19 protein-coding genes are annotated in these 25,665 nt (G+C 61.0%); 12 read left to right on the top strand and 7 right to left on the bottom strand.

The annotated features are described in order from the left end of the window. Positions 1-149 precede the first annotated feature (149 nt). From cycA to A0O30_RS09360, 8 genes are all read left to right on the top strand, one after another. Positions 150-1,556: a D-serine/D-alanine/glycine transporter gene (gene cycA, locus A0O30_RS09325; protein ID WP_105946288.1), complete on the top strand. Its 1,407-nt coding sequence runs from the start codon at positions 150-152 to the stop codon at positions 1,554-1,556. Positions 1,557-1,879: 323 nt separating this feature from the next. After that, a complete protein-coding gene (locus A0O30_RS09330) occupies positions 1,880-8,875 on the top strand; it encodes a neuraminidase-like domain-containing protein (protein ID WP_158261456.1) in 6,996 nt (2,331 codons plus the stop codon). Between the two features lie 193 nt (positions 8,876-9,068). Then, positions 9,069-10,334, top strand: a complete 1,266-nt coding sequence (urtA, locus tag A0O30_RS09335; RefSeq protein ID WP_016712223.1) for an urea ABC transporter substrate-binding protein — start codon at positions 9,069-9,071, stop codon at positions 10,332-10,334. Between the two features lie 106 nt (positions 10,335-10,440). Continuing rightward, entirely contained in the window at positions 10,441-11,961 is a 1,521-nt protein-coding gene (gene urtB / locus A0O30_RS09340; RefSeq protein ID WP_371921619.1) for an urea ABC transporter permease subunit UrtB, read from the top strand. Then, positions 11,961-13,040 (top strand): urea ABC transporter permease subunit UrtC, encoded by a 1,080-nt coding sequence (urtC, locus tag A0O30_RS09345; protein WP_019098563.1) that lies wholly within the window; start codon positions 11,961-11,963, stop codon positions 13,038-13,040. Before urtB ends, urtC begins: the two co-directional genes overlap by 1 nt. Further along, positions 13,037-13,894, top strand: a complete 858-nt coding sequence (gene urtD, locus A0O30_RS09350) for an urea ABC transporter ATP-binding protein UrtD (RefSeq protein ID WP_016712226.1) — start codon at positions 13,037-13,039, stop codon at positions 13,892-13,894. The genes urtC and urtD overlap by 4 nt, the downstream gene beginning before the upstream one ends. A gap of 19 nt (positions 13,895-13,913) precedes the next feature. Beyond that, the gene (gene urtE, locus A0O30_RS09355) at positions 13,914-14,612 is read left to right on the top strand and encodes an urea ABC transporter ATP-binding subunit UrtE (RefSeq protein ID WP_105946291.1); all 699 of its coding nucleotides are present in this window, start codon (positions 13,914-13,916) and stop codon (positions 14,610-14,612) included. A 31-nt stretch (positions 14,613-14,643) separates the two neighbouring features. Then, on the top strand, positions 14,644-15,159 hold the full coding sequence (locus tag A0O30_RS09360) for a GNAT family N-acetyltransferase (protein ID WP_105946292.1): 516 nt from the start codon (positions 14,644-14,646) through the stop codon (positions 15,157-15,159). Positions 15,160-15,289: 130 nt separating this feature from the next. On the opposite strand, the gene A0O30_RS09370 is transcribed toward A0O30_RS09360, so the two are convergent. After that, entirely contained in the window at positions 15,290-15,595 is a 306-nt protein-coding gene (locus A0O30_RS09370; RefSeq protein WP_105946293.1) for a chaperone modulator CbpM, read from the bottom strand. A 2-nt stretch (positions 15,596-15,597) separates the two neighbouring features. Further along, positions 15,598-16,554 (bottom strand): curved DNA-binding protein, encoded by a 957-nt coding sequence (gene cbpA / locus A0O30_RS09375; protein ID WP_060498556.1) that lies wholly within the window; start codon positions 16,552-16,554, stop codon positions 15,598-15,600. Positions 16,555-16,718: 164 nt separating this feature from the next. Here cbpA and A0O30_RS09380 point away from each other — a divergent pair, with 164 nt between their 5' ends. After that, positions 16,719-17,990 carry an Hsp70 family protein gene (locus A0O30_RS09380; RefSeq protein WP_060498557.1) on the top strand — a complete coding sequence of 424 codons (1,272 nt, stop codon included), beginning with the start codon at positions 16,719-16,721 and terminating at the stop codon, positions 17,988-17,990. A 72-nt stretch (positions 17,991-18,062) separates the two neighbouring features. On the opposite strand, the gene A0O30_RS09385 is transcribed toward A0O30_RS09380, so the two are convergent. The 3 genes from A0O30_RS09385 to A0O30_RS09395 all read right to left on the bottom strand — a co-directional run bounded on the left by A0O30_RS09385 (position 18,063) and on the right by A0O30_RS09395 (position 20,280). Then, positions 18,063-19,070 (bottom strand): AI-2E family transporter, encoded by a 1,008-nt coding sequence (locus A0O30_RS09385; protein ID WP_060498558.1) that lies wholly within the window; start codon positions 19,068-19,070, stop codon positions 18,063-18,065. 70 nt (positions 19,071-19,140) lie between these two features. Then, positions 19,141-19,428, bottom strand: coding sequence for a PsiF family protein (locus tag A0O30_RS09390; RefSeq protein ID WP_105946294.1), 288 nt, complete (start codon positions 19,426-19,428; stop codon positions 19,141-19,143). Positions 19,429-19,491: 63 nt separating this feature from the next. Then, a complete protein-coding gene (locus A0O30_RS09395) occupies positions 19,492-20,280 on the bottom strand; it encodes a helix-turn-helix transcriptional regulator (protein ID WP_105946295.1) in 789 nt (262 codons plus the stop codon). Positions 20,281-20,404: 124 nt separating this feature from the next. On the opposite strand from A0O30_RS09395, the gene A0O30_RS09400 reads away from it, so the two are divergent. Beyond that, on the top strand, positions 20,405-21,277 hold the full coding sequence (locus A0O30_RS09400) for a DMT family transporter (RefSeq protein WP_019096785.1): 873 nt from the start codon (positions 20,405-20,407) through the stop codon (positions 21,275-21,277). On the opposite strand, the gene A0O30_RS09405 is transcribed toward A0O30_RS09400, so the two are convergent. Then, positions 21,274-22,164, bottom strand: a complete 891-nt coding sequence (locus A0O30_RS09405; RefSeq protein WP_105946296.1) for a triacylglycerol lipase — start codon at positions 22,162-22,164, stop codon at positions 21,274-21,276. The genes A0O30_RS09400 and A0O30_RS09405 overlap by 4 nt on opposite strands. A 123-nt stretch (positions 22,165-22,287) precedes the next feature. Between A0O30_RS09405 and osmE the strand changes: the two genes are divergently transcribed. Both osmE and A0O30_RS09415 read left to right on the top strand, forming a co-directional pair. Next, positions 22,288-22,629 carry an osmotically-inducible lipoprotein OsmE gene (gene osmE / locus A0O30_RS09410; RefSeq protein WP_016712236.1) on the top strand — a complete coding sequence of 114 codons (342 nt, stop codon included), beginning with the start codon at positions 22,288-22,290 and terminating at the stop codon, positions 22,627-22,629. A 42-nt stretch (positions 22,630-22,671) separates the two neighbouring features. Continuing rightward, positions 22,672-23,202, top strand: coding sequence for a bacterioferritin (locus A0O30_RS09415; protein WP_105946297.1), 531 nt, complete (start codon positions 22,672-22,674; stop codon positions 23,200-23,202). Between the two features lie 129 nt (positions 23,203-23,331). Here A0O30_RS09415 and A0O30_RS09420 read toward each other — a convergent pair whose 3' ends face one another. Beyond that, the gene (locus A0O30_RS09420) at positions 23,332-25,398 is read right to left on the bottom strand and encodes an AsmA family protein (RefSeq protein WP_105946298.1); all 2,067 of its coding nucleotides are present in this window, start codon (positions 25,396-25,398) and stop codon (positions 23,332-23,334) included. Positions 25,399-25,665: the final 267 nt, after the last annotated feature.

A 25,665-nucleotide genomic window follows, 5' to 3' on the forward strand; every position in this document is an offset into this window, starting at 1 on the left:
CGCGGGCATGCCCGCGAAGAGTCCGGTACAGGTGTCGAACTACTCCTACGAAACGCAGGCTGCTATCCGAAAATCGTGTCGATCTGTCGCGATCTCGAATCGGAACGCACGTGTTAGCCTAGCCGGCGACTTTCAAGGGAATGCAGCTTATGACCGCAACTTCACCCACACCACCAGAAGAGCAACACCTGCAACGCAACCTCACCAACCGCCACATCCAGCTGATCGCCATCGGTGGCGCGATCGGTACCGGCCTGTTCATGGGCTCGGGCAAAACCATCAGCCTGGCCGGGCCATCGATCATCTTCGTCTACATGATCATCGGCTTCATGCTGTTCTTCGTCATGCGCGCCATGGGCGAACTGCTGCTGTCGAACCTCAACTACAAATCGTTCATCGACTTCTCCGCCGACCTGCTCGGCCCCTGGGCCGGTTACTTCACCGGCTGGACCTACTGGTTCTGCTGGGTGGTCACCGGTATTGCCGACGTGGTGGCCATCGCGGCCTACACGCAGTTCTGGTTCCCCGACCTGCCGCAGTGGATACCGGCGCTGACCTGTGTCGGGCTGCTGCTGTCGCTGAACCTGGTCACTGTGAAAATGTTTGGCGAAATGGAATTCTGGTTCGCCCTGATCAAGATTGTCGCCATCCTCGGCCTGGTTGCCACCGGGCTGTACATGGTCATCACCGGTTTCACTTCGCCCAGCGGGCGCACGGCGCAGTTGGCCAACTTGTGGAACGATGGCGGCATGTTCCCCCACGGTTTGATGGGCTTCTTCGCCGGCTTCCAGATTGCGGTGTTCGCCTTTGTCGGCATTGAACTGGTAGGCACCACGGCCGCCGAAGCGAAGAACCCGGAGCGCACCCTGCCGCGGGCAATCAACTCGATTCCGGTACGGATCATTGTGTTCTACGTGCTGGCGCTGATCGCGATCATGGCCGTGACCCCATGGCGCGACGTGGTGCCGGGCAAGAGCCCGTTCGTCGAGCTGTTCGTGTTGGCCGGGCTGCCGGCGGCGGCCAGCATCATCAACTTCGTGGTACTGACCTCGGCGGCCTCGTCAGCCAACAGCGGCGTGTTTTCCACCAGCCGCATGCTCTTCGGCCTGAGCCAGGAAGGTGACGCACCCAAGGCCTTCGAGAAACTGTCGAGCCGCTCGGTGCCGGCCAACGGCCTGTACTTCTCCTGCACCTGCCTGCTGCTGGGGGCGGTGCTGATCTACCTGGTGCCGAACGTGATCGAGGCATTCACCCTGGTAACCACCGTTTCGGCGGTGCTGTTCATGTTCGTCTGGACGCTGATCCTGCTGTCGTACCTGAAGTACCGCAAAAACCGTGCGGCACTGCACCAGGCGTCGAAGTACAAGATGCCGGGCGGGCGCTTCATGTGCTACGTGTGTTTGGTGTTCTTCGCTTTCATCCTGGTGTTGCTGAGCCTGGAGGCAGATACGCGTTCGGCGCTGGTGGTGACGCCGATCTGGTTCGTGCTGCTGGCAGTGACCTATCAGGGTGTGCGCAGCAGACGCCACCCACGCTCGGCTGTGCGCAACGGCTGATAGCCCTGGGGCTGCCTTGCAGCCCTAAGGAACTCCCGTTGCTCCCCTTCTACACAGCGCTCGGCCAACGAGCGCTGCATAGCCCTCAGCAACCGTCTTAACCGCGCCCCGCCTTCAAAGTCGCCACGGCACACACCTGTGCATCCTCGCAATCACTTCCGGAAGGCGTGACTACAGGTGCCATCGCCATGCCAGTGTTCCGGCATTCCCCCAGGCCTCGACCTGACATTTTTGCCAGTTGTGCGCTCCCCCACCGCCCTCGTCCAATAGGACCAGACAGCATGAGGCAAAACCCCACCCTCACCCGCCAGGGAGCACTATTCATGACCGAGCAATCCGCCAGTGCCTGCACCTTCGCCAAATTGTTCCCGGAACAACTGGCCAACCCCTGCAACCCCGATGCCCCTGAATCGAACACCGGCCCCATTGCCTATTTGCATGCGCTTTATCAGAAGGTTCTGGAGATCGAAGGGGGCAGCAACCACACCACCCGCCAGACACTGGCAATGCGACGCCCGGATATCAGTGAACTGCTACTCGACCCAGCCAAGCTGGAGCAGCCAGTCAGTGCACTGGCCCTGGCCATCCACACGCTGACGCACCATGCCCAAGAGCGTGCCGGTGTCGCAGCCTATTTGCCTGAGGCTTTGGCAAACGCCGGGCAGCACGTCAACTTGCCTTTCAACTATGCCCATGAGCAATTGAAGGCAGGCCTTAAGTACAAAAAAATCCCGCACTTCGAGCTGCTGCAGCAAGCGGAATACAGCTACCCCAGCTTCTGCCACCCGCAGTTGCGCACTGATGAGTTGCGCCAGGTCATGCGCAACGCCAGCGGGTTCAGCCCGGCGCTGCAAGCGCTATTGCTGGATGACAAAGCCCTGCGCAGTAGCGGTAACCACTGGCGCACATGGTATGGCATGGAAGATATCGCCCCCCAAAAAGCCATCAACTCGTTACTGGACGTCGAAACGTTCGGGCGCCGCACCGGCCTGAGCTTCGAAGAAGTGCTGGAATTGCTGGCAGTGGCCGGCATCGATGACGACGCCACTGCCAGCTACAGCCAGGTACACAGCTCCACTGCCTATCGCCCCAACAAGCCAGCCCTGACAAAATTCCATTATGGCGCTGCGTACATCAATGCCCGTCGCAAGTCGCCGCTAACGATCAAAGATACGTTGGCGGGTGCAGGTATCAAGCCACAGTTCAATGATCTCGACTACGACGCCCTTTCGCGCATGTACCAGATGATCCACTTGCAACGGGCACTGGCACTGCCGTTCAGCGAGGTCGACCTGCTATTGACCTCGATCCTGCGCGCCGAAGGACAGACCGGCAATTGGCATTTCACTGCCAACACGCTGCGTGCCTTGGGTGTGTTCCGCTATTTCAGCGAAGCGTATGGCATTACTGCCGAACAGTTCGCCGCCCTGGTGTGCGAGGTCAACGCCTTTGCGGTTGGCGACCAAGTCCCGATGCTTGACCGGGTGCTCGATGGCCCTGGTGCAGGACAGCCCGACACCGCTAACGCGTTGATACTCGATGACCGCACATTCGACCCCAACGATGGTAACGATGGTCAGTTCAAAGTCGTGCCCGCACTTGCCAAGGCAATGGGCGTAGACGAGCAGACAACACGGGTGTATCTGGCGCAAGCCAAACTGGCACTAGGGGTGAAAACACTCAGCGTCTCGCTGACATTACTCTCGTCGCTGTATCGCCTCAGCCGCTTGCATCGCCTGCTCAAGCGGTCTGCCCGCGAAGCTGACGCACTGGTTAAGCTCCTGGCCACGACTGGCACTGACGTGCTTGCCCAGATGGCCGGTAAACCTGTCATCAGCGATACCCAGCCTTCTGATGTGCTCGATGCCCTGATCGGGCTAAGCAACCTTGACCTTTGGCTGCGTCAACAACAGATCCCGCCCAGCGTGCTGCTGGAAACATTAGCACCGGTCCCCGACACAGAGGTGATACTGGGGAACGCATTACTGGTCGCCCTCAAAGAACAGCGCCCCTTCATCGATGATATGGTGCAGCCCTCTGCGACCTCCGAGCGACAGGAAGAGCTGGTCGGAACCTTGCTGATGATCGTTTTCGGTAACCAGCGGACCAAGCCTCACCTGACGCTGCAGCATGCAAAGCCGTTATTGGGCTTGTGTGGTACAACGGCGTTGGAGCTGTTGCAGGCAGCGATCACTGTTATGGATACGCCTAGCCAACCCAAAGACGCGGCCCAGCTGGCAGCAGCCCAACTGTGGTTCAAGCTAGAACGCCGTTATGCACTGTGCACACTGTTGCGGGTAAGCGCCGGTGCACTCATGGCACTGTATGACAACCCCGGGTGGTTCGACCTGGAACAGGCGCCAAGCTCAGCGCCGAGTCTCGACCTGTGCTATCAGCTAAGTCGTTTCCAGACTTGGGTCGAACTATGCCGGGCAAACGGCGCCGATGAGCATGACGCCATAGCCTTTCTGGCCAAGCACCGTGAGAGTACCGAGCCGAAAAAAGTCACCGCCGCCGCCAAAGCACTAGGGACCTTGATCGGGTGGAGCGAGGCCGAAGTTGAAGCAGCCAGCCCAACCATTCTCACACTTATGCAGGTCGAGGATGACAGGCCGACATTTGACGATTTCCTGCAAACGCTCTCCGACAGCGAGCGCGCTTACTATGACCGCATAAGAATAAGGCACTTTTTACGTAATTTCGTCGTTCGCACAACAGGCGGCTACAAGTGGGAGCGAGACTTCCAAGGCGCAGTAGATAAACTGCTCGACTTTCTTAACCACAACCCGGGCCCTTTACTGGTCACCAAAGACCAGTCTGACAAGGGGTATCGAACCGACGAGTGGCTCAAAACATGGGAAGAACGCCAACCCAGCGGAGAATATGGTTATTTCCCGATCACCTTGGAAGTGCTGGCTGATCGGCCGAAAACGGTTAATCGCTTAACCGGCGTCCCCTGCGTTCCCAGCAACATGAGTGACATCGACTTTGTCCTGCGGCTGAAAGCGCTCTGCGATAAAACAGGTTTGGCCTGTACCTCGTTGTTGAGCCTCAGCGAGCTGAACGAACACTCGCCCTACCAAGCCTTCGAAGCCGCCAGCCAACTGATCATGGCCAGCACCGATGATGCCTTGCGTGAAACCATCGACAAGCCGATGCACGAACGTTGGCGCGATGCATTGGCCGGCTATCTGATTGCCTATTGGGCGCCGCCCGAGCCAGAAGCCAGCGCCAGCATCACCTCCTTCGACGAACTGTCGACTTTCTGCCTGAGCGACATATGCGTCAGCAGTGACGTAACCACCACACTGCTCAATCAGGCCATTGGTAGCCTGCAACACTATCTTTCTCGCCTGTTTGCGCGACTTGAGCCGGGGTACGGCAACAGCGCCCCCTCGGGGCAGGCTCAAGTAGAGTGGCAAAATGGCCTGGGGCAATATGGCACCTGGAAACGGAACCGGGAGCGCAGCAACCATCCCGCCAACCTTATTTACTATGCCAACCGTCCGAACAAAAGCATGGCGTTTCAGGAGCTGGAGGTAGAACTCAATCAGGGCAAGATGGACACTTCGCTGCTGCATTCGGCCATTTGTACTTACCTGGCCAAGTTTGAACGCATCAGCAATCTTCAAGTAATCAGCGGTTACCTGGACGGGCACGACCCCAAGCGCGATACCTACCATTTCATCGCCAAAACCAATACAACGCCTTATGAGTACTACTGGCGCACCCTCAACATGCAAATGCGCGATGATCAGGAACGGCTAAGCCCGTTGGCTTGGAGCGAGTGGGAAAAGATTGACGTGGCGGCTTCCGGAACAATTGTCCAAGGCCAAGATGGCGATATCATTGTGCCTGTGGTTATTGCCGGACGTCGTTATACGCTGTGGGCAGAACGGGACAGCACTGATTTGCCAGATCCAAAGGACACCGGTAAGACCCTGGATAAAAAAAGAAAGCTGACGGTTAACTACAGTTTCCAACAAAGTGACGGGACATGGAGCACACCTAATGAACTCATGCGCCTTGATGGATATGCCCCGAATGGGGCATGGCAAGACAGTTATGCGAAAGATCTGGATTTCAAGCCATCCCTGATTGCCGTAGTTAATTGCGAAGGTAAGCGTGCAACTGACCCCTGGTTGACGGTACTGCTGCACGACAACACAAACGAATATATTAAGGACACCAACTACTTCCTTGAAGCTCGCGACCTCTTACTTATAAATCGACAGTCTTTTGACTCAGAGGAAGAAACCAAACTCACCAAGGCCCTGCGCGCAAGCTATGAAAAATCATCGACAATCAAAAAACCATTTGATGGACCACCTCTTAAAATTGATAGCTTCAGAATAAATTATATCCCTAACAAAACACCTATACCTATACTACTGAACATAGAGCGACCTGACCCAACAATTGACTTATCCGAATTCTCAGATCAACTCAACCATGCCAGGCTGCACATAGACGCACACATCTTATCAGCTTCAGAAAAAAAGTTGAAATTTACAGCCAAAATCATCTCGACCCTAATTAAATCATTCGATTTCTCTGTATGGTCCGATCATGGCCCCAACCATATCACAGACGACCAAACTGAAAATTCCCGGACAAAAAGCATTCATTGTATTTTTGAATTGAATAGAGAGCTTAACATAACGATAATAACGTATTTTACCATCCAGGACTGCCCCCTAAATCTCAGTTTCACACTCACCATCACCTGTTGCAACTTAGAAGCAGACGAAGATTGGAATATTTCAATTTCCAAGAATACTGCCCAGGCACAGTACCTTGACCTCACTGGCGTCAAGGACCTTTCGCCTACCTTGCCTGCGGACAAAATCCGCCTCAACACTCTGTTCGGCAAAAACTCGCTGGCGCAAACCGGGCAAGGTGCCGGTCAGTTGCTGGCACGCGCTAACCAGAGCGTCGACCGGGTGCTGGCCTGGGACACGCAAAATCTTCAAGAACCCGCACTTGATGATTCGAAAACCACAGTCCCCATGGACTTCCATGGCGCCAATGCCCTGTACTTCCGTGAGTTGTTCCTGCATGTGCCTGCCATGATCGCCATGCGCCTGACCGAGCAGCAGCAGTTCGAGGAGGCCGAAGACTGGTACCTGCGTTATCTGTTCAATCCTTACCGGACCGAACCCGATCAGGACGGCCGCCCTGCCCCCTGGGCTACCCGCCCCCTTGCACAAGTCGGTACCCTGAGCTCGACACTGCGCGCGGAAGTAGATGTCGTCAGCCGGGTGTTCACCTTGTCACGCCACTACCAACAGGCTATTTACCTGGCACTACTGGAAAACTGGCAGCGCCAAGGCGACCACTTCTACCGCCAGCTCACACTCAGCTCGCTGAACCAGGCCTGGCTATGCTATCAGCAGGCCCTGCAACTGCTTGGCCCGTTACCCATAGGCAGCAACGCCTCGCGCTGGCAGGCCGCAACGTTGGCCTCACTCGCAAACGACGCATTTCGTCGGCCAGTCAATCGGCGGGTGACCGACCTGCACGAAACCCTGCAAAGCCGGCTGTACAACCTGCGGCATGGGCTTACTTTGGATGGCAAACGCTTGCCACCGCTGGACTGGAATAGCGAGAGCCTGGATGCCTTTGCCAACACAAAGGGTGGCGTCAGCAACCTTCCAATCCCCTACCGCAGTGGCCAGATTGATATTCCACACTACCGATTCCGCCAATTGCTGCCCCTGGCCAAGGCAGCGGCCCAGCAGCTGTCGGACTTCGGCCGGCATTACATGAGTTTGATGGAGGAAGAGTTCAACACAAGTTTGGCAGTGCAGTTGAAAGCCCAAGATATCAAGATGGCCGACTTTGCGATTCGTCTGCAAAGGGAGGCCGTTAGCGGCGTTAAAGCCAAGAAGAAGGGACTGCTGATCAGCCGCGAAAAAACGCTGGCGCAAGAGAAGTATTTCAGCGACCTCATTGATGTCGGTCGCTCTCCCGAAGAAGAAGCCGCCACAGCCTTAAGCTGGACCTCAAAAACCTTCAAGGCAGCAGCTATCTACAACCTCGCTATCGCGGGTTCACTGGGTGTTTCAATCCCCACGATTTATGGACTTGCCGTTGGAGGAAACGATCCTGGAGCCTTAAACCTGCATCTTGGCCAAGGCTTCGATATGGCTAGTGACATCTCCAAAGTCATTGCCGATGAACTGGAAACTCAAGCCGCCTACAACCGCCGCGCAGCGCAGTGGGCGTTTGACAAGGCACAGGCCGAATGGGACCTAAAAATACTCGACCAGCAAATCACCGAAACCAACATCGAACTCAACGCCAGCACCATCGCCCTCGCTCAGTGTGTACAAGAAAAGGTCAACCTGCAGGAGGCTTATGTGTCCATGACCACCGGGTTTACCATCATCCCCACCTATAACTGGCTGGTGACACGCCAGGAGTATATCTACGGCGCCGCCTACGACGCTGTCCGCGCACTGTGCATGAGCGCAGAGGCAGCCTGGCGCTACGAGATCGGTGACTACCGGCGTGACAGCTTCATCGACACCACCGCTTGGCGCGTCAATTGGAAAGGCATGCTGGTGGGCGAGTCGCTGCTGGTGAATTTGCAGCAAATGGAGAACGAGTACCTGGCCAGGAACGAACGGCGGCTGACCATCAAGAAGTCGTTCAGCCTCAAGAAACAACTGGGCAATGGCACCACCGAAAACGACAGCAAATGGGCCGAAATTTTCAAGGCGGATGCTGAACGCACCACCCCGCTGACCCATTCATTCGAGTTCAAGGCAGAAGACTTCGACAAAAGCTACCCTGGCCAATATCTGCGCCAGCTGAAGTATGTATCTGTCACGCTCGTACTCAAAACAGACAAAAAGGTGGAAGAACTATGCGCCATCCTCAAGCAAACACGTAGCGCTACGCTCCTTGAGCCCGACAAGAACGCAGCCCGCTCGTTCTACCCAGGCAAGGAGAACGATGAGGATGTAACGAAAGCGCGTGAAAACCCCAAGCTGGTGCTGCACAACCCCCGCGAAGACCAGCAGATCGCATTGTCGTCAACGGTGGCGGAAGACGGGCTTGGGTACGATGCAGGTACCTGGGTCTATGAGTTGATGTTCCACGATGGTCGTTATCTGCCGTACGAAGGTACCGGCGCCATCTCGCAGTGGACGCTGGAGCTACTGGGCGACGAGGGTCTGCTAAAGGACCCTTCGATCATCGAGGACATACAGTTCAACATGGTGTACACGGCCAAGGCCGATGATGGCGAGTTCATCAAGCAAATAGGCGAGATCAGAAAAGAAGCAGCGCGAATGACACAGGGCAACACGTAAAGGCTGACGGCCATCGGGGCTGCTTTGCAGCCCCAATCCTGTGCACATAAATATCCCAGGCACCAATCTGGATCCAACCAACGCCCCAACACCTCGCACAACCCCTCTATTACGTACCTTTTGCCACTAGGCACACCCCTTGCAATACCTCTCCCCGCTTGCCCAACACATAAAAACTCAGCGGAGAGAGCACATGAAGCGTCGCAGTCTGATCAAGGCTTTTACCCTCAGCGCATCGATTGCCGCAATGGGCCTGAGCTGGAGTATCCAGGCCGCCGAGACCATCAAGGTCGGTATTCTGCATTCGCTGTCCGGGACCATGGCCATTTCCGAGACCTCGCTCAAGGACATGGCGCTGATGACCATCGACGAGATCAACGCCAAGGGCGGGGTCAACGGCAAGATGCTCGAACCGGTCGTGGTCGACCCGGCCTCCAACTGGCCGCTGTTCGCCGAAAAGAGCCGCCAGCTGCTGACCCAGGACAAGGTGGCGGTGGTGTTCGGCTGCTGGACATCGGTCTCGCGCAAGTCGGTGCTGCCGGTGTTCGAAGAGCTCAACGGCCTGCTGTTCTACCCCGTGCAATACGAGGGTGAAGAGATGTCGCCAAACGTGTTCTACACCGGCGCCGCGCCCAACCAGCAAGCGATCCCGGCCGTGGAATACCTGATGAGCGAAGACGGCGGCAGCGCCAAGCGCTTCTTCCTGTTGGGCACCGACTACGTTTACCCGCGCACCACCAACAAGATCCTGCGCGCCTTCCTGCACAGCAAAGGTGTGGCCGACAAGGACATCGAAGAGGTGTACACGCCGTTCGGTCACGCCGATTACCAAACCATCGTCGCCAACATCAAGAAGTTCTCCGCTGGCGGCAAGACGGCGGTCATCTCAACGGTCAATGGCGACTCCAACGTGCCGTTCTACAAGGAACTGGCCAACCAGGGCCTGAAGGCTACCGACGTGCCGGTGGTGGCGTTCTCGGTAGGCGAAGAAGAGCTGCGCGGCATCGACACCAAGCCGCTGGTGGGCCACCTGGCCGCCTGGAACTACTTCGAGTCGGTGGATAACCCGGTGAACCAGAAGTTCGTTGCCGACTGGAAGGCCTACGCCAAGGCCAAGGGCCTGCCGGGCGCCGACAAAGCCGTGACCAACGACCCGATGGAGGCCACCTACGTAGGTATCCACATGTGGGCGCAGGCGGTGGAAAAAGCCAAGTCCACCGATGTGGACAAGGTGCGCGAAGCGCTGGCCGGGCAAACCTTCAAGGCGCCATCGGGCTTCACCCTGACCATGGACAAGACCAACCACCACCTGCACAAGCCGGTGATGATTGGCGAGATCCAGGATGACGGGCAGTTCAGCGTGGTGTGGGAAACCGAACAGCCGCTGCGGGCGCAGCCTTGGAGCCCGTTTATTCCAGGTAACGACAAGCGCCCGGACTATGCAGTGAAAGGTAACTGAGTGCACTGGGGCTGCTTTGCAGCCCAATCGCCGGCAAGCCAGCTCCCACAAGGACAGCACCGCCCTCAAGGCCTGTGGAGGACCTGTGGGTGCTGGCTTGCCGGCGATGAATCCAACACCGATTTCCAGGATTGCCCGCATGCTCAGACTCCTGCTCACCCTTCTCTTGCTATTGCCCCTGGCAACCCAGGCCAGCGAAGGCGAATTCTTCCTCACCGCCAAGCCCGCCGAGCAAGCCCAACTGCTCGAAAGCTGGGCGGCGCAACCCGATGCCGCACGCCTGCCACTGCTCGAAAACCTGCGCCAAGGCCGCATCGCCGCTGACGACACCCGCAAAGTACGCCTGAACAACCGCCTGCGTGGCCTGATCGACAACGCCCTGGCCAGCCACCAGCTGCTCAGCGACAACAGCGACACCCGCCTGGCCGCCGCCCAGCAACTGCAAAAAAGCGCACAACCCGCGCAAATGGCCTTCCTCGACCGGCGCTTCGCCAGCGAACCCGACGCCGCCGTGCATGCCGCCCTCGGCCTGGCCCTGGCCAACCTGCAACTGGGCGCCAGCGAGCCGGCAGTGCGCCTGGCCGCCGTGCGCCTGCTGGGCGAAACCGGTGACCCGCTGGCCCGCACCCGCCTCGAAGCCCTGCTGCAGCCCGATGCAGAAAGCGACCCAGGGGTGCGCACCGCTGCCGAAACCAGCTTGGCCCAGGTCAAGCGCAAGCTGCTGGTCGGCGAGCTGCTCGGCCAGGCGTTCAGCGGCCTGTCGCTGGGCTCGATCCTGCTGCTGGCCGCGCTTGGTCTGGCCATCACCTTTGGCCTGCTGGGTGTGATCAACATGGCCCACGGTGAAATGCTGATGCTGGGCGCCTACAGCACCTACATGGTCCAGGTGCTGGTGCAGCGCTACGCCCCGGGCGCCATCGAGTTCTACCCGCTGATTGCCCTGCCGGTGGCCTTCGCCATCAGTGCCGGGGTCGGCATGGCACTGGAGCGCACGGTCATCCGCCACCTCTACGGCCGCCCATTGGAAACGCTGCTGGCCACCTGGGGCATCAGCCTGATCCTGATCCAGGCCATCCGCCTGCTGTTCGGCGCGCAAAACGTCGAGGTGAGCAACCCGGCCTGGCTGTCAGGCGGCATCCAGCTGCTGCCCAACCTGGTGCTGCCGTACAACCGCCTGGTCATCATCGGCTTTGCCCTGGCCGTGGTGCTGCTCACCTGGCTGCTGCTCAACCGCACGCGGTTGGGCCTGAACGTGCGCGCTGTCACCCAGAACCGCAACATGGCCGCCTGCTGCGGTGTGTCCACCGGGCGCGTCGACATGCTCGCCTTCGGCCTGGGCTCTGGCATTGCCGGGCTCGGCGGCGTGGCCTTGAGCCAGGTCGGCAACGTGGGCCCGGACCTCGGCCAAAGCTACATCATCGACTCGTTCCTGGTGGTGGTGCTGGGCGGCGTCGGCCAACTGGCCGGCAGCCTCTGGGCGGCCTTCGGCCTTGGCATCGCCAACAAGCTGCTGGAGCCGCAGATCGGTGCCGTGCTCGGCAAGATCCTCATCCTTGCGTTGATCATTCTGTTCATCCAGAAACGCCCGCAAGGCCTGTTCGCCCTCAAGGGACGGGTAATCGACTGATGAACCAGCCACTGCTTGTCACCGCTACGCAAAAGGCCGGGCCACGCCTGACGCTGGCCATCGGCGCCCTCGTCGTCCTGCTGCTGGTCGCCCTGCCGCTGTTGTCACTGCTGCCGGCGGACCATGCCCTGCAAGTGTCGGCCTACACCCTGACCCTGGTCGGCAAGATCCTCTGCTACGCCATCGTCGCCCTGGCCCTGGACCTGGTCTGGGGCTACGCCGGCTTGCTGTCGCTGGGCCACGGCCTGTTCTTCGCCCTGGGCGGCTACGCCATGGGCATGTACCTGATGCGCCAGGCGGCCGGTGACGGCCTGCCGGGGTTCATGACCTTTCTGTCGTGGACCGAGCTGCCGTGGTACTGGGCCGGCACCCAGCATTTCGCCTGGGCCCTGTGCCTGGTGGTGCTGGCGCCGGGGCTGCTGGCGCTGGTGTTTGGCTGGTTTGCCTTCCGCTCGCGAATCAAGGGCGTGTACTTCTCGATCATGACCCAGGCCCTGACGTTCGCCGGCATGCTGCTGTTCTTCCGCAACGAAACCGGCTTTGGCGGCAACAACGGCTTCACCAACTTCCGCACCATTCTCGGTTTCGACATTACCGCGCAAGGCACCCGGGCGGTGCTGTTCCTGCTTACCGTCGGGTTGCTGCTGGCCAGCCTGTACCTGTGCTGGCGTCTGACCCGCAGCAAATTCGGCCGCCTGCTCACCGCCGTGCGCGATGCCGAAAACCGCCTGATGTTCTGCGGCTACGACCCGCGTGGCTTCAAGCTGCTGGTGTGGGTGCTGAGCGCTGTGCTGTGCGGCCTGGCGGGTGCGCTGTACGTGCCACAGGTGGGCATCATCAACCCCAGCGAGATGTCACCGACCAACTCCATCGAAGCCGCCGTGTGGGTGGCCCTGGGCGGGCGTGGCACGCTGATCGGCCCGTTGCTCGGTGCCGGCCTGGTCAATGGCATGAAAAGCTGGTTCACCGTGGCCTTCCCGGAGTTCTGGCTGTTCTTCCTTGGCGCACTGTTCATCCTTGTCACCCTGTACCTGCCCAAGGGCGTGGTCGGCCTGTTGAAGAAAAGGAGCCAGCCATGAGAGGCGTGCCCCCGGTCCACCCGGAATTCATGCTGGAACCTGTGTTCGACAACCTCGGCGCCGGGCGTGATGCCATCGGCCTGGGCCAGAGCCGCAAGGCCGGCCTGGATACCCGCCACGGCACGGTGCTGAGCCTTGAGGACATCAGCGTCAGCTTCGATGGCTTCAAGGCACTCAACGCGCTGAACCTGTACATCGGCGTGGGCGAACTGCGTTGCATCATCGGCCCCAACGGCGCCGGCAAGACCACGATGATGGACGTGATCACCGGCAAGACCCGCCCCGACACCGGCAGCGCCTATTTTGGCGACACCCTCGACCTGACCCGCATGAGCGAATACCAGATCGCCCAGGCCGGCATTGGCCGCAAGTTCCAGAAGCCCACGGTGTTCGAGGCGCTTACGGTATTCGAAAACCTGGAGCTGGCGCTGAAGACCGACAAGTCGGTGTGGGCCAGCCTGGCGGCGCGCCTGGGCGGTGAGCAGCGCCAGCGCATCGAAGAGGTGCTGACCACCTTGCGCCTGCTGCCCCTGGCTCAGCGTCAGGCCGGCTTGCTGTCGCACGGGCAGAAGCAGTTCCTGGAGATCGGCATGCTGCTGGTGCAGGAGCCGCAATTGCTGTTGCTGGACGAGCCGGTGGCCGGCATGACCGATGCCGAGACCGAGTTCACCGCCGAGCTGTTCAAAGGCCTGGCCGGCAAGCACTCGCTGATGGTGGTGGAGCATGACATGGGGTTTGTGGGGAGCATTGCCGACCATGTGACCGTCCTGCACCAGGGCAGTGTGCTGGCAGAAGGGTCGCTGGAGCAGGTACAGGCGGATGAGCGGGTGGTTGAGGTGTATCTGGGCCGATGATCTATTCCAAGGACATGACATGCTGAAAATCGACACGCTGCACCAGTACTACGGCGGCAGCCACATCCTCCGGGGCCTGTCCTTCGAAGCCAAGGTCGGCGAAGTCACCTGCCTGCTGGGCCGCAATGGTGTGGGCAAGACCACCCTGCTGCGTTGCCTGATGGGCCTGGTACCCGCCCGCGATGGCAGCATCGAATGGGAAGGCAAACCCATCACCCGCCTCAAGCCCCAGCAACGGGTACATGCCGGTATCGCCTATGTACCCCAGGGCCGCGAGATCTTCCCGCGCCTCACCGTCGAGGAAAACCTGCTGATGGGCCTGTCCCGCTTCCCGGCCCGTGAAGCCCGCGAAGTCCCCGCGTTCATCTACGAGCTGTTCCCGGTACTGGAGCAGATGAAGCAACGCCGTGGCGGTGACCTGTCGGGCGGCCAGCAACAACAGCTCGCCATCGGCCGCGCCCTGGCCAGCCGCCCGCGCCTGCTGATCCTCGACGAGCCGACCGAAGGCATCCAGCCCTCGGTCATCAAGGAAATCGGCGCAGTCATCCGCCGCCTGGCCGAGCGTGGTGACATGGCGATTCTGCTGGTGGAGCAGTTCTACGACTTTGCCGAAGAACTGGCCGACCAGTACCTGGTCATGGCCCGCGGTGAGATCGTCCAGCGCGGCCGTGGCGAAAACATGCAGGCCGAAGGTGTGCGTGGGCTGGTAACCATTTAATCTGCAAGCAACGACCCTGCGAGACGCTGTCATGAGTTACGAATTACGCGATGCCCTGCCTACCGACGTGCCAGGCATCCTCGATATCTACAACGACGCCGTGCGCAACACCACGGCGATCTGGAACGAAACACCAGTGGACCTTGCCAACCGCCAGGCCTGGTTCGACGCACGGGCGCAGCAGGGGTATCCGATCCTGGTGGCGGTGGATGAGACGGGGGTACTGGGGTATGCCTCGTTTGGCGACTGGCGGCCGTTCGAAGGGTTTCGCCTGACAGTGGAACATTCGGTCTACGTTCGGGGTGACCAGCGTGGCAAGGGGCTGGGGCCGGTGTTGATGGCGGCGTTGGTCGAGCGGGCACGCGGTTGCGGCAAGCATGTGATGGTCGCGGCCATCGAAAGTGGCAATGCGGCGTCGGTGCGCCTGCATGAGCGGTTGGGCTTTGTGGTGACCGGGCAGATGCCGCAGGTAGGGGTGAAGTTTGGCCGGTGGCTGGATTTGACCTTCATGCAGCTGGTGCTGAACCCAGGTGCAGAGCCAACCTGAGATTGATGTTGCCTTAACTGGCCTCTTCGCGGGCAAGCCCGCTCCCACAGGGATCGCACATTCCCCGAGACCTGTGCAGTACCTGTGGGAGCGGGCTTGCCCGCGAAGTGGCCGGTGCAGGCAAACACACTCACATCTGAGTGAACCTGCCCAGCCGCTGGCGCAGCATGTTGTTCTCGCTGCGCAGCGCCTGCACTTCCTGCAACAGCTCCAGCGCCAGCGCCACCCCTTCCCATTCCAGTTCCAGCTCTTGATGCAGCTTCGCCGCGCGCTTGGCCAATAACGGCGCCTGATCGTCGAACAACCAGTCCTCAGGCGTTCGCCCAGAGGGTTCGACAATGCCGTGCTCGACGATTTCGATCACGCAGTCCGCCGTGACATCGGCTTCCTGACACAGGGTACGCATGTCCAGTTGAACGATCAGGGTGCTGCTCATGATCACTTACTCCATTGTGCCCTCGGGTTGAACGCGGCCTTTTCGGAAAGCTTGGCCCACAGTTCACGGGTAGATTCGTCAGAAGTCGTCGGCATGACCACCTTGAGCTGCGCGTAAAGGTTGCCGCGCTCACCCTGCTTGTTCGCCAGGCCTTTGCCCGGTACGCGCAGGCGCTGGCCGCTCTGGCTGTCGGGGCGGATGGTCAGGTTGATCTTGCCTTCCAGGGTCGGCACCGCCACCTTGGTGCCCAGTGCCGCCTCCCACGGTGCCAGCGGCACGGTGATGATCAGGTCATGGCCTTCGACATCAAACAGCGGGTGCGGTGCCATGCGGATGGTCAGGAACAGGTCGCCATTGGCCCCGCCACCGCTGCCCGGCGCGCCCTGCCCTTTAAGGCGGATACGCTCGCCATCGGTCACCCCGGCCGGAATCTTCACGTTCAGGGTCTTGGTGGTGAAGCCGGTGCGCTGCCCCATGGCGTTGGTTTGCGGCACCTGGAAGCTGATTTGCTTGGACTCCTTGCTCAGGGTCTCTTCAAGGAACACCGCCAGTTCAAGCTCCACGTCCTGCCCTCGCCTGCCGGCACTGCGTTGTTGCTGACGGGCGCCACCGAAAGGGTTGCCACCCCCTCGCCCACCGAAGATCGAGCTGAAGAAGTCGGAGAAGTCGCCGCCCTCGAAGCCGCCGCCACCGCCACGGCTTTCCCAGCCCGGTGGTGCCTGGAACGGCCGGCCATGCTGGCCGCCGTACTTGCGGATTTCGTCGAACTCGGCACGTTTCTGCGCGTCGCCCAGCACTTCGTAGGCCTCGTTGGCCTCTTTGAATTTGTCCTCGGCGTCGCGCTCCTTGCTGACATCGGGGTGATACTTGCGGGCCAGCTTGCGGTACGCGGCCTTGATCGCCTTGTCGTCCGCCGTGGGCTCTACGCCGAGTATCTTGTAATAGTCTTTGAAGTCCATTTATGGATCACCAATGTAAATGTGCGTGTTGCCACTGAAGATAGGGGTCAAGCATAGCCTTTCAAGGCCGCCTTGGGTTTGCCCCATGGCAGACGACTGGTCTTGATTCTGTAGCCAACTGGCATACACTGCGCGGCCGTTTTGCCTCCGGAAGCTCATTCCCCATGTCTGACGTATCCCCGGCCCGCGCCCTGGGCATCGACTTTGGCACCTCCAACTCCACGGTCGGCTGGCATCGCCCTGGCGTGGAATCGCTGATCGCCCTGGAAGACGGCAAGATCACCTTGCCTTCGGTGGTGTTCTTCAATATCGAGGAACGTCGCCCGGTGTATGGCCGCCTGGCACTGCACGAGTACCTGGAAGGCTACGAAGGCCGCCTGATGCGCTCGCTGAAGAGCCTGCTGGGCTCCAAGCTGATCAAGCACGACACCAGCGTGCTGGGCAGCGCCCTGCCGTTCAAGGACCTGCTGGGCATGTTCATCGGCGAGCTGAAAAAGCGCGCCGAAGCTGCCGCTGGCCGCGAATTCGACCAGGTGGTGCTGGGCCGCCCGGTGTTCTTCGTCGACGAAGACCCGGCTGCCGACCAGGAAGCCGAAGACACTCTGGCCGACGTAGCGCGCAAGATCGGTTTCAAGGATGTGTCGTTCCAGTACGAGCCGATTGCCGCAGCCTTCGACTATGAGTCGAGCATCAGCCGCGAAGAACTGGTGCTGATCGTCGACATCGGCGGTGGTACGTCCGACTTCACCCTGATCCGCCTGTCGCCCGAGCGCCACCTGGTCGCCGAGCGCCAGAGCGACATCCTCGCCACCGGCGGCGTGCACATCGGCGGTACCGACTTCGACAAGCAGTTGAGCCTGCAAGGCGTGATGCCGCTGTTCGGCTACGGCAGCCGCATGAAGAGCGGCGCGTTGATGCCCACCAGCTACCACCTCAACCTGGCCACCTGGCACACCATCAACGCCCTGTATTCTCAAAAGTCGCAGCTGGCGCTGGGCAGCATGCGCTATGACATCGAAGACAGTTTCGGCATCGACCGCCTGTTCAAGCTGATCGAACAGCGCGCAGGGCACTGGTTGGCGATGGAAGTCGAGGCCAGCAAGATCGAGCTGACCAACAGTGAAAGCCGCCACATCGACCTGCGCCGTGTCGAGCCTGAGCTGACGGCAGAACTGACTCGCGTGCTGTTCGAAGAAGCGATCGAAGGGCTGCTGGAGCGAGTGCGGGGTAGCGTGACCGAGTTGCTGGCCAAGGCTGGCGTGAGCGAAGGCCAGGTGGACACGGTGTTCTTCACTGGCGGTTCCAGCGGTATTCCGGCGCTGCGTAACAGCGTTGCGGCGATGCTGCCGAATGCGCGGCATGTGGAAGGCAATATCTTTGGCAGCATTGGTAGCGGGCTGGCCATTGAGGCGCGCAAGCGGTACGGGGCTGCCTGATACATTCCTATGACCTGTACCGGCCTCTTCGCGGGCTTGCCCGCGAAGAGGCCGGTACAGGTCAGTGAAAAATCAGACCAGTTCGGCCCGCTTCAGCTCACTCTTGAGGTAGGCATAGTAGATCGGCCCCGCCACCACCCCAGGCAGCCCGAACGCCGCCTCGAACACCAGCATCGCCAGCAACAGCTCCCACGCCTTGGCACTGATCTGCCCACCCACAATCCGCGCGTTGAGGAAGTACTCGACCTTGTGGATGACAATCAGGTAGCCCAGCGCCGCCGCCGCCACCCAGATCGACAGCGACAAGCCCACAATGGTGATCAGGGTGTTGGACATCAAGTTGCCGATCACCGGCAGCAAACCCAGCAGGAAGGTCAGCACGATCAGCGTCTTGGTCAGCGGCAGGTGCACGCCGAACAGCGGCATCACCACCGCCAGGAAGATGCCGGTGAAAACCGTGTTGAGCAGCGAGATCTTGATCTGCGCGAAGACGATGTTGCGAAACGCCTTCACCAGTAGATTGAGGCGCTCGAACAGCGCCGCCGCCAGGGGCTTGCGCCGGGAAACATCGGGAATGCGCTGCAACGCGATGATGGCACCGAGGATCATGCCGATCAGCAGTGTCACGAACATGTGCGCCATGCCCTTGCCCACCAGTTGCAGATCGCTCAGGTGGCTCTTGATCCAGTCACCGATGGCCACCTTGAACTCGGCCGCGCTGGCGGGCAGGTAGCCCTCGATGAACGGCGGCAGCTGGCCACGGGCGCGCTCGACCAAGGCCATGAACTTGTCCAGCGAGGCGCCGGGGTTTTCCGCCTCGTGCAGCAAGAAGCTGAAGGCACCGGCAATCAGCAGCGTCAGGGTACTGACCACCAGCGTACCGAGCAGCGCCACGGCCAGCCAGCGGGCGCGTTGGCCGGCCAGCAGCGGTTGCAGGCGCGGGGTGAGCATGTTGACCAGTTCGAACACCAGCAGGCCGGCAAGCAGGCTGGGCAGCAACTTCAGGGGCAAGGCCAGCAGCAGCCCGGCCATGACGATGATCAGGCTGGCCAGGGTGATCTGACGGGGGGTAAAGGTCATACAGCCTCGACGGCAGACAGCGGGAATGCCCGCAGTCTGCCAGCCTTGCGCCTGCAGGCATAGGCGCAGGTCATTTCTTCTTCAGGCAGTCGCTCATGAAGGCTTTGCGTTCGTCACCCTTCAGGGCCTTGGTGGTGGCGTCGGCGTTGCAGGTTTTCATCTTCTCTTGCTGGGTTTGCGGCACGTCCTTTTTCAGGCAAGTGCTCATGAAGGCTTTGCGCTCATCGCCCTTGAGGGCCTTGGTGGTGGCGTCGGCGTTGCAGGTTTTCATCTTTTCCTGCTGCGCGGTGTTGGCCGCGAAGCCTTGGGCGCTGAACAGCACGGCCAGCACCAGTAATGGAATGTGCAGCACTTTCATGGAGTGGTCTCCTTCGCTCCGCGCCCGATGCACGGGGGTCGAGCTGAGTGTAGCCAAGATTTTTCAGCGCCCTGCCCGTGCCTGCCGGCGATATTGCTCGGGCGTACACTGGGCCTGGCGCTGGAACATGGCAATGAACGCCGAGGCACTGCTGTAGCCAAGGTCGAAGGCGATGGCCTGAATCGGCAGGCCGGCCTCCAGCGCTTCGATGGCTCGCAAGAACCGCAGGCGCAAGCGCCACTCGCCAAAACTCATGCCCAGCTCACGCAGAAACTGGCGGGCCAGGGTGCGCTCGCTGACATGCACCTGCGCGGCCCATGCGGCCAACGGGCGGTTGTCGCCGGGCTCGGCACCCAAGGCGTCGAGCACCTGACGCAGGCTTTCGCCATGCGCAAACGGCAGGTAACAGGCCTGGGTGGGTGCCAGCAGCAGCTGGTCGAGCAGCACCTGCACCAGGCGCTGGTCGCGCTCGCCCTCCGCCACCTTGAGGTCGCGCCGGGCAAAGTCGGCGAGGATGGCCTTGAGGATGTCGCTGATCATCAGGCTGCACGGTTGTTGCGGCAGGCCGGCGCACAGGGTGCGGTCCAGGTAGACCGAGCGGTAGACGATGGCCTGGGGGTTGTAGCAGCCATGTTCGGTATCGGGCGGCACCCACACGGCGTAGTGCGGCGGCGACAGGAAGCGCTGGCCGGCGACGTCCAGCTGCATCACGCCATGGGCGGAGTAGTTGAGCTGGCCCCAGGTGTGACGGTGCGGGGCGCTGAGGGTGTCGGCACCGAACTCGTCGTGGCGGAAGTACACCGGGGCCGGGAGCTGGGTGAACTGAGGGATGTCGAGGTGTTTGGGCGGCATGCTGACTGTCTTGCGGGGCGGGTTGTCTGGATGGAAGTATAGGCTTGTGGACAGACAGTTGATAATGGCTGACATCAGGGCCTGCTGCGCAGGCCCTTTCAGTCCTACACGAGTAACCCGCTACATGAACTACCTGTTCCCCCTCACCGCCATCCTCATCTGGGCCGGCAACACCGTGGTCACCAAGATGTCCGCCGGGGCCATCCACCCCGCCGAAATCGGCTTCTACCGCTGGCTGCTGGCCGCCCTGCTGTTCACTCCGTTCCTGCTGCCTGCCGTGTGGCGCAACCGCGCGGCGATCCGCCCGCACCTGGGCAAGGTGTTCGTGCTGGGTGTGTTGGGCATGGCGCTGTACCAGAGCCTGGCCTACTTCGCCGCCGGCATTACCAGCGCCACCAACATGGGCATCATCCTCTCGCTGATGCCGCTGATGTCACTGGCACTTTCCATCGCCTGGCTGGGCCAGCGCCTGAGCTACGGTGCCCTGCTGGGCGCAGTGGTGTCGTTCTTTGGCGTACTGGAAGTGGTCAGCGCCGGCCATCCCGCCAGCCTGCTGGCGCACGGCCTGAACAGCGGCGACCTGCTGATGCTGGTGGCCACCCTGGCTTACGCGCTGTACAGCTTCCTGCTGAAGAAATGGCAGCTGCGCCTGCCGCCCCTGCAGTTGCTGTACCTGCAGGTGCTGGTGGCCATCGTCGTGCTGCTGCCGTTGTTCCTGCTATCGGACAAGACCGGCCTGAACAGCCACAACATCGGCCTGGTGCTGTACGCCTGCGTGCTGGCCTCGATGATCGCGCCGCTGGTGTGGATGCAAGCTGTGCATCGTCTGGGGCCAAGTCGCACCACGCTGTTCTTCAACCTGCTGCCGGTTGTCACCGCAGTGATCGCCGCCGTGGTGCTCGACGAACAACTGGCCCGCTATCACCTGGTCGGCGGCTTGCTGACCCTGGCTGGCGTGGTGCTGGCCGAGCGCTGGACCACGCCCATTCGCCGCTAAAGCCCCGCGGCCTTGAGCCGGGCGGCATGTTCAGTGAACAGCCGCACCGGCTCTGCACCTTTGCCCACGGCGCCGAGTGACTGGTTGACGATATCCAGATGGTCCAACGGGTAGTCGTCGCCAATCACCTGGCCCAGGTGCGAACTGCAGCGCCCGACCATGCCGTCGCATTGGCCCTTTTCCCTGACGAAGCTGCGCGCGAACAGGCGGCAGAAGCGGTTGCTGCCATCAAAACGGTTGCGACCTTGGTCGGTCAGGCCGGGCTGCAAGGTGCCGGACCACGAGTAATAGCGCACGCCATTGACCTCATACGCCCCTTCCCCACCCCAGTTCTGTGGCAGGCCCTGTGGATAAGCCTGGTTGAACAGCCCCACCCCGGCGCTGGTCAGCGACTGGTGCGAGGCGTGCACATCCACCGGCAGCGGGTTACGGCGCCAGCCGGTTTCCAGCCACACCAGCAACACGGCAAAGCCATGCAGCACTGCCTTGAGAATACGGCCCTGGGGGGAATCACCCGGTGCCGTGCGCTCCAGGTGGTCAGCCAGCTCGGAGCCATGGTTGGGGCCAGCCACCGAGGTGACCGAAGCCACCCGATCCGGCCGCTTGGCAGCAGCGTAGCGCGCACTCAGGGCACCTTGGCTATGGCCGATGAGATTGACCTTGGCGGCGCCGGTGCGCTGGCAAATGTCTTCGATGATCGCCAGCAACTGCTCGCCACGCACTTCACTTGAGTGCAGCGGCGAAACCTGCACCGGAAACACCCGTGCCCCGCCCTTGCGCAGGGCCGGCACGATGCCGAACCAATACGGATAGAGCACCAACCGGACAAACCCGAGCATGCCCGGCACCAGCACCAACGGGTATCGCGTGGCCAATTCCTGCTGCATTGCCCCAGCCCCTTTCCGTGGACGACCGGCCAACACTACAGCGGCCATCATGACCATCGCAATCGAACTCCCGGCGCGCGCTGTGGTTCCAAACCACACAGACCCTTTGCAAGGAGCGGGACCATGTACAAGCAGACCCTGGCAATCCTTCTGGCAAGCGCCACCCTGGCCGCCTGCGGCAGCCGCCCGGAAAACCCGGTGGACTACGTCACCTACCGCGACGAACCGCTGGTCAAGCAGGTGGAACACGGCATGACCATGCAGAAGGTCATCGCCATCGGCGGCAGCCCGTCGAACGTGATCGACCTGCCGCACGGGGGCACCTGCAACGACTACATCCTCAACCGCGACGGCAAACAGCAGCCCTACTACGTGCGCTTCGACGCCACCGGCCATGTCGACGCCAAGGGTTTCAAAACCTGCAAACAACGCCAAGAGGACAGCGACGCCTTGCATGGCGCCTGAGTCCCACCCTCATCTACCGTCCTGACCCGTCTGGAGATAACCATGAGCAACGTTGAACTGACCGATGTGCAAACCCTGCGCGAGCGTGCCCGCCAGCATGTCGAGCAAGGCGCGGTGACCGAGGGCTACAACGCCGACCGCAAGGAGATCCTGCGCCTGCTGAACGAGTCACTGGCCACCGAACTGGTCTGCGTGCTGCGCTACAAACGCCACTACTTCATGGCCAGCGGCATCAAGGCCAGTGTGGCGGCCAGCGAGTTTCTGGAGCATGCCAACCAGGAAGCCGAGCATGCCGACAAACTGGCGGAGCGCATCGTGCAGCTGGGCGGGGAGCCGGATTTCAACCCGGATAACCTGAGCAAGAACTCCCATGCCCAGTATGTGGCGGGCAAATCGTTGAAGGAGATGGTGCTGGAGGATCTGGTGGCCGAGCGGATTGCCATTGATAGCTACCGCGAGATCATTCAGTACATCGGCGATAAAGACCCGACTACACGGCGGATGTTTGAAGACATCCTGGCGCAGGAAGAAGAGCACGCGGACGACATGTCCGATCTGTTGCAGGGGTTGTAATCGCAAGGGGCTGCTTTGCAGCCCAATCGCCGGCAAGCCAGCTCCCACAGGGACTGCACAAACCCTGAATACTGTGCGGTCCCTGTGGGAGCTGGCTTGCCGGCGATTGGGCCGCAACGCGGCCCCCTATCATTTCTTGCCTTTCACCGCAGCCGGCGCCTTGCCCGCCTTCATCTGCTGCAACAACGGCGTGCACTGGTTGGGATCATCCCCGCTGCTAGGCGCAATCAGCGCCAGCAACCCCGCCGCCGGGCCGGCCACGACACCTAGCGCCACCATTCCCGCACCGCGTAGCGCCAACGGCAACGCCTGCACCCCGGCACTGGGCTTGGCAAACGGCCCGCGCACATACAGCGGCGAGCGCAGCGAGAACAGCCGCAGCCCTTTCGATTCTGGCGTGATCTTCAAGTCCAGCTGCTCGCTGGCGAAATTGGCCGTGCCGTTGATGTAGATGATGGCGTTCTCGGTATCGAAGATGAACAGGCGCGTTGTGGCCAGGCCATCCTTGATCCCCACATCCGCCGCCGCGCAATTGATTTTCACATCCTCGTCACCAAACAGTTTGCCGACCACATAGTTGCCCACATTCAAACCGGCAATTTCCATCAGGCTGCGACTGATGGCGCCATCGTTGATCAGCATGCGCAGGTCACCATTGGCCGTGCCCAGCAGAGCCGCTACCGAGTTGCCACGGCCGCTGATGTCAGCATCACCGTTCAGCTCGCCAAAGCTGGTCTGCATCGGTGCAAAGGAAGGGAACAGTTGCTTGAGCTTGAAACCACGCGCTGTCAGCTGGGCACGCCCCTGCAACGGCACGTTGCGCCCGTCCAGGCGGATCTTTGAGGCCAGGTTGCCGCCCGCCACGCCAAACCGCAGGGGCTCCAGGCGCAGCAGGCCGTCTTCCAGAATCACGTGGGCCGACAAGTCATTGAACGGCAGTTGCGCGCTGTGCACGATGCGCTTGCCGGCAAAGGTGACATCCGCGTCCATGCTGCGCCAACGCTCGGTGCGGAACTCTTCCACCGGCAGCACCTTGCCCGCCGGCTGTTTGCTGGCACCGCCACGGGCCTTCTGTTCGGCGTTGGAGTCGGCGCCGATCAGCGGTGCCAGGTCCTTGAACAACAACTGGTTCGAAACCAGGTTGCCGGACAGCTTGGGCCGTGGCTGGCTGGCGACAAAGGCCAGGTCACCGTGGATATCGCTGTCACCGATCTTGCCGTTGAAGCCCTGGTAGTTGAATGTCGCCCCTTGCGCCGCGTGCAGGTTGGCGTTGAGGCGGCCGTCAGTGGAGTAGGCCGGGGTGTCTGGCAGGGTCACGCCGGTCAATGGATAGAGGTTACCCAGGCTGGCGCCGGACAAGCGCAGGCGCAGGTCGAGGGCGCCGAGGTTGCGTGGATCGGTCAGGGTGCCGGCGAGCACCACATGGGTATCGGCAATCCGCACGTCGGCCTGCAGCGGGAACGGCTGGCTGGCGTCCTGCAATGCCAACAGGCCGCCGATTTTGCCGGTGCCGGACACCGGCTGGCCCTTGTAGCGGCCCTGGGCCTTGAGCCCGAAGGCGTAGTCCTGGGCACCACCGGCTTTCTCGGCGCTGGCCTTGCCGACGATGTCGCTGAACGGGATCGGCTTGCCCAGCGGGTCGATCTGCACCTTCATGCTGGTTTGCAGGGTCTGGTCGTCGAAGCTGACATTGCCCTGGTCGAAACCGATGGCGCCGATGTCCAGCTGCCATTTTGAAGGTTCTGCGTTTTCGTCCTTTGGCCCGAGGTCAATGGCCCAGTTGGCCCGGCCATCGGCCAGGCGGGTGAGGCTGGCCGTAGGTTTGGTGAGGTTGATGCGCGGGATGCTGATCTGCTGGAACAGCAACGGCAGCGGCGCCAGGCGGAACTCGACACGCTCCAGGCCGACCATCTTCGGCTCCTCGAGCCAGTCGGGGTTGCCCAACGTCAGGTCTTCGGCAATGAAGTGCGGCCATGGCACCCAGGCACGCCAGCCACCTTCCTCGGGCTCGGTATGCCACTGCACGGCAAGGTTGCCATTGATCGCAAAAGGCCGGTGCAGGGCCTCGGAAACCTTCTCGTTCAGCAGCGGCTTGACGCGGTTCCAGTCAAAGGTGGCAATCACAACCACCAGGATCGCCAGCAGTGTCAGCAGGCTGGTGAGGGTCCAGACGAGAATTCTGGCGGGACGCGTCATTGCGGGGTTCTCCTTGCGGCATGGCACAAAACGGGCGCAGCGGTGGCACTTAATATCTGGGACTGATGAAAACCGGCAGGGTTTTATCGATGGCGCCATGATAGCGAAGTTTTTCCTGGCCTTTTGCTCAGCAATTTGTCGCGCCAGGCCCTACCTGTTACCCGCCCGCAGCAGGGGAAACGCGCCACACCTATCCCTGCAAGGTACGGAATAGAGCCGTTTCAAACCTCTATCAATGCGGTCGATTGTTACCATTACCCGTATGAA

The organism is Pseudomonas sp. LLC-1 (genome assembly GCF_002992185.1).
Lineage (GTDB): Bacteria > Pseudomonadota > Gammaproteobacteria > Pseudomonadales > Pseudomonadaceae > Aquipseudomonas > Aquipseudomonas monteilii.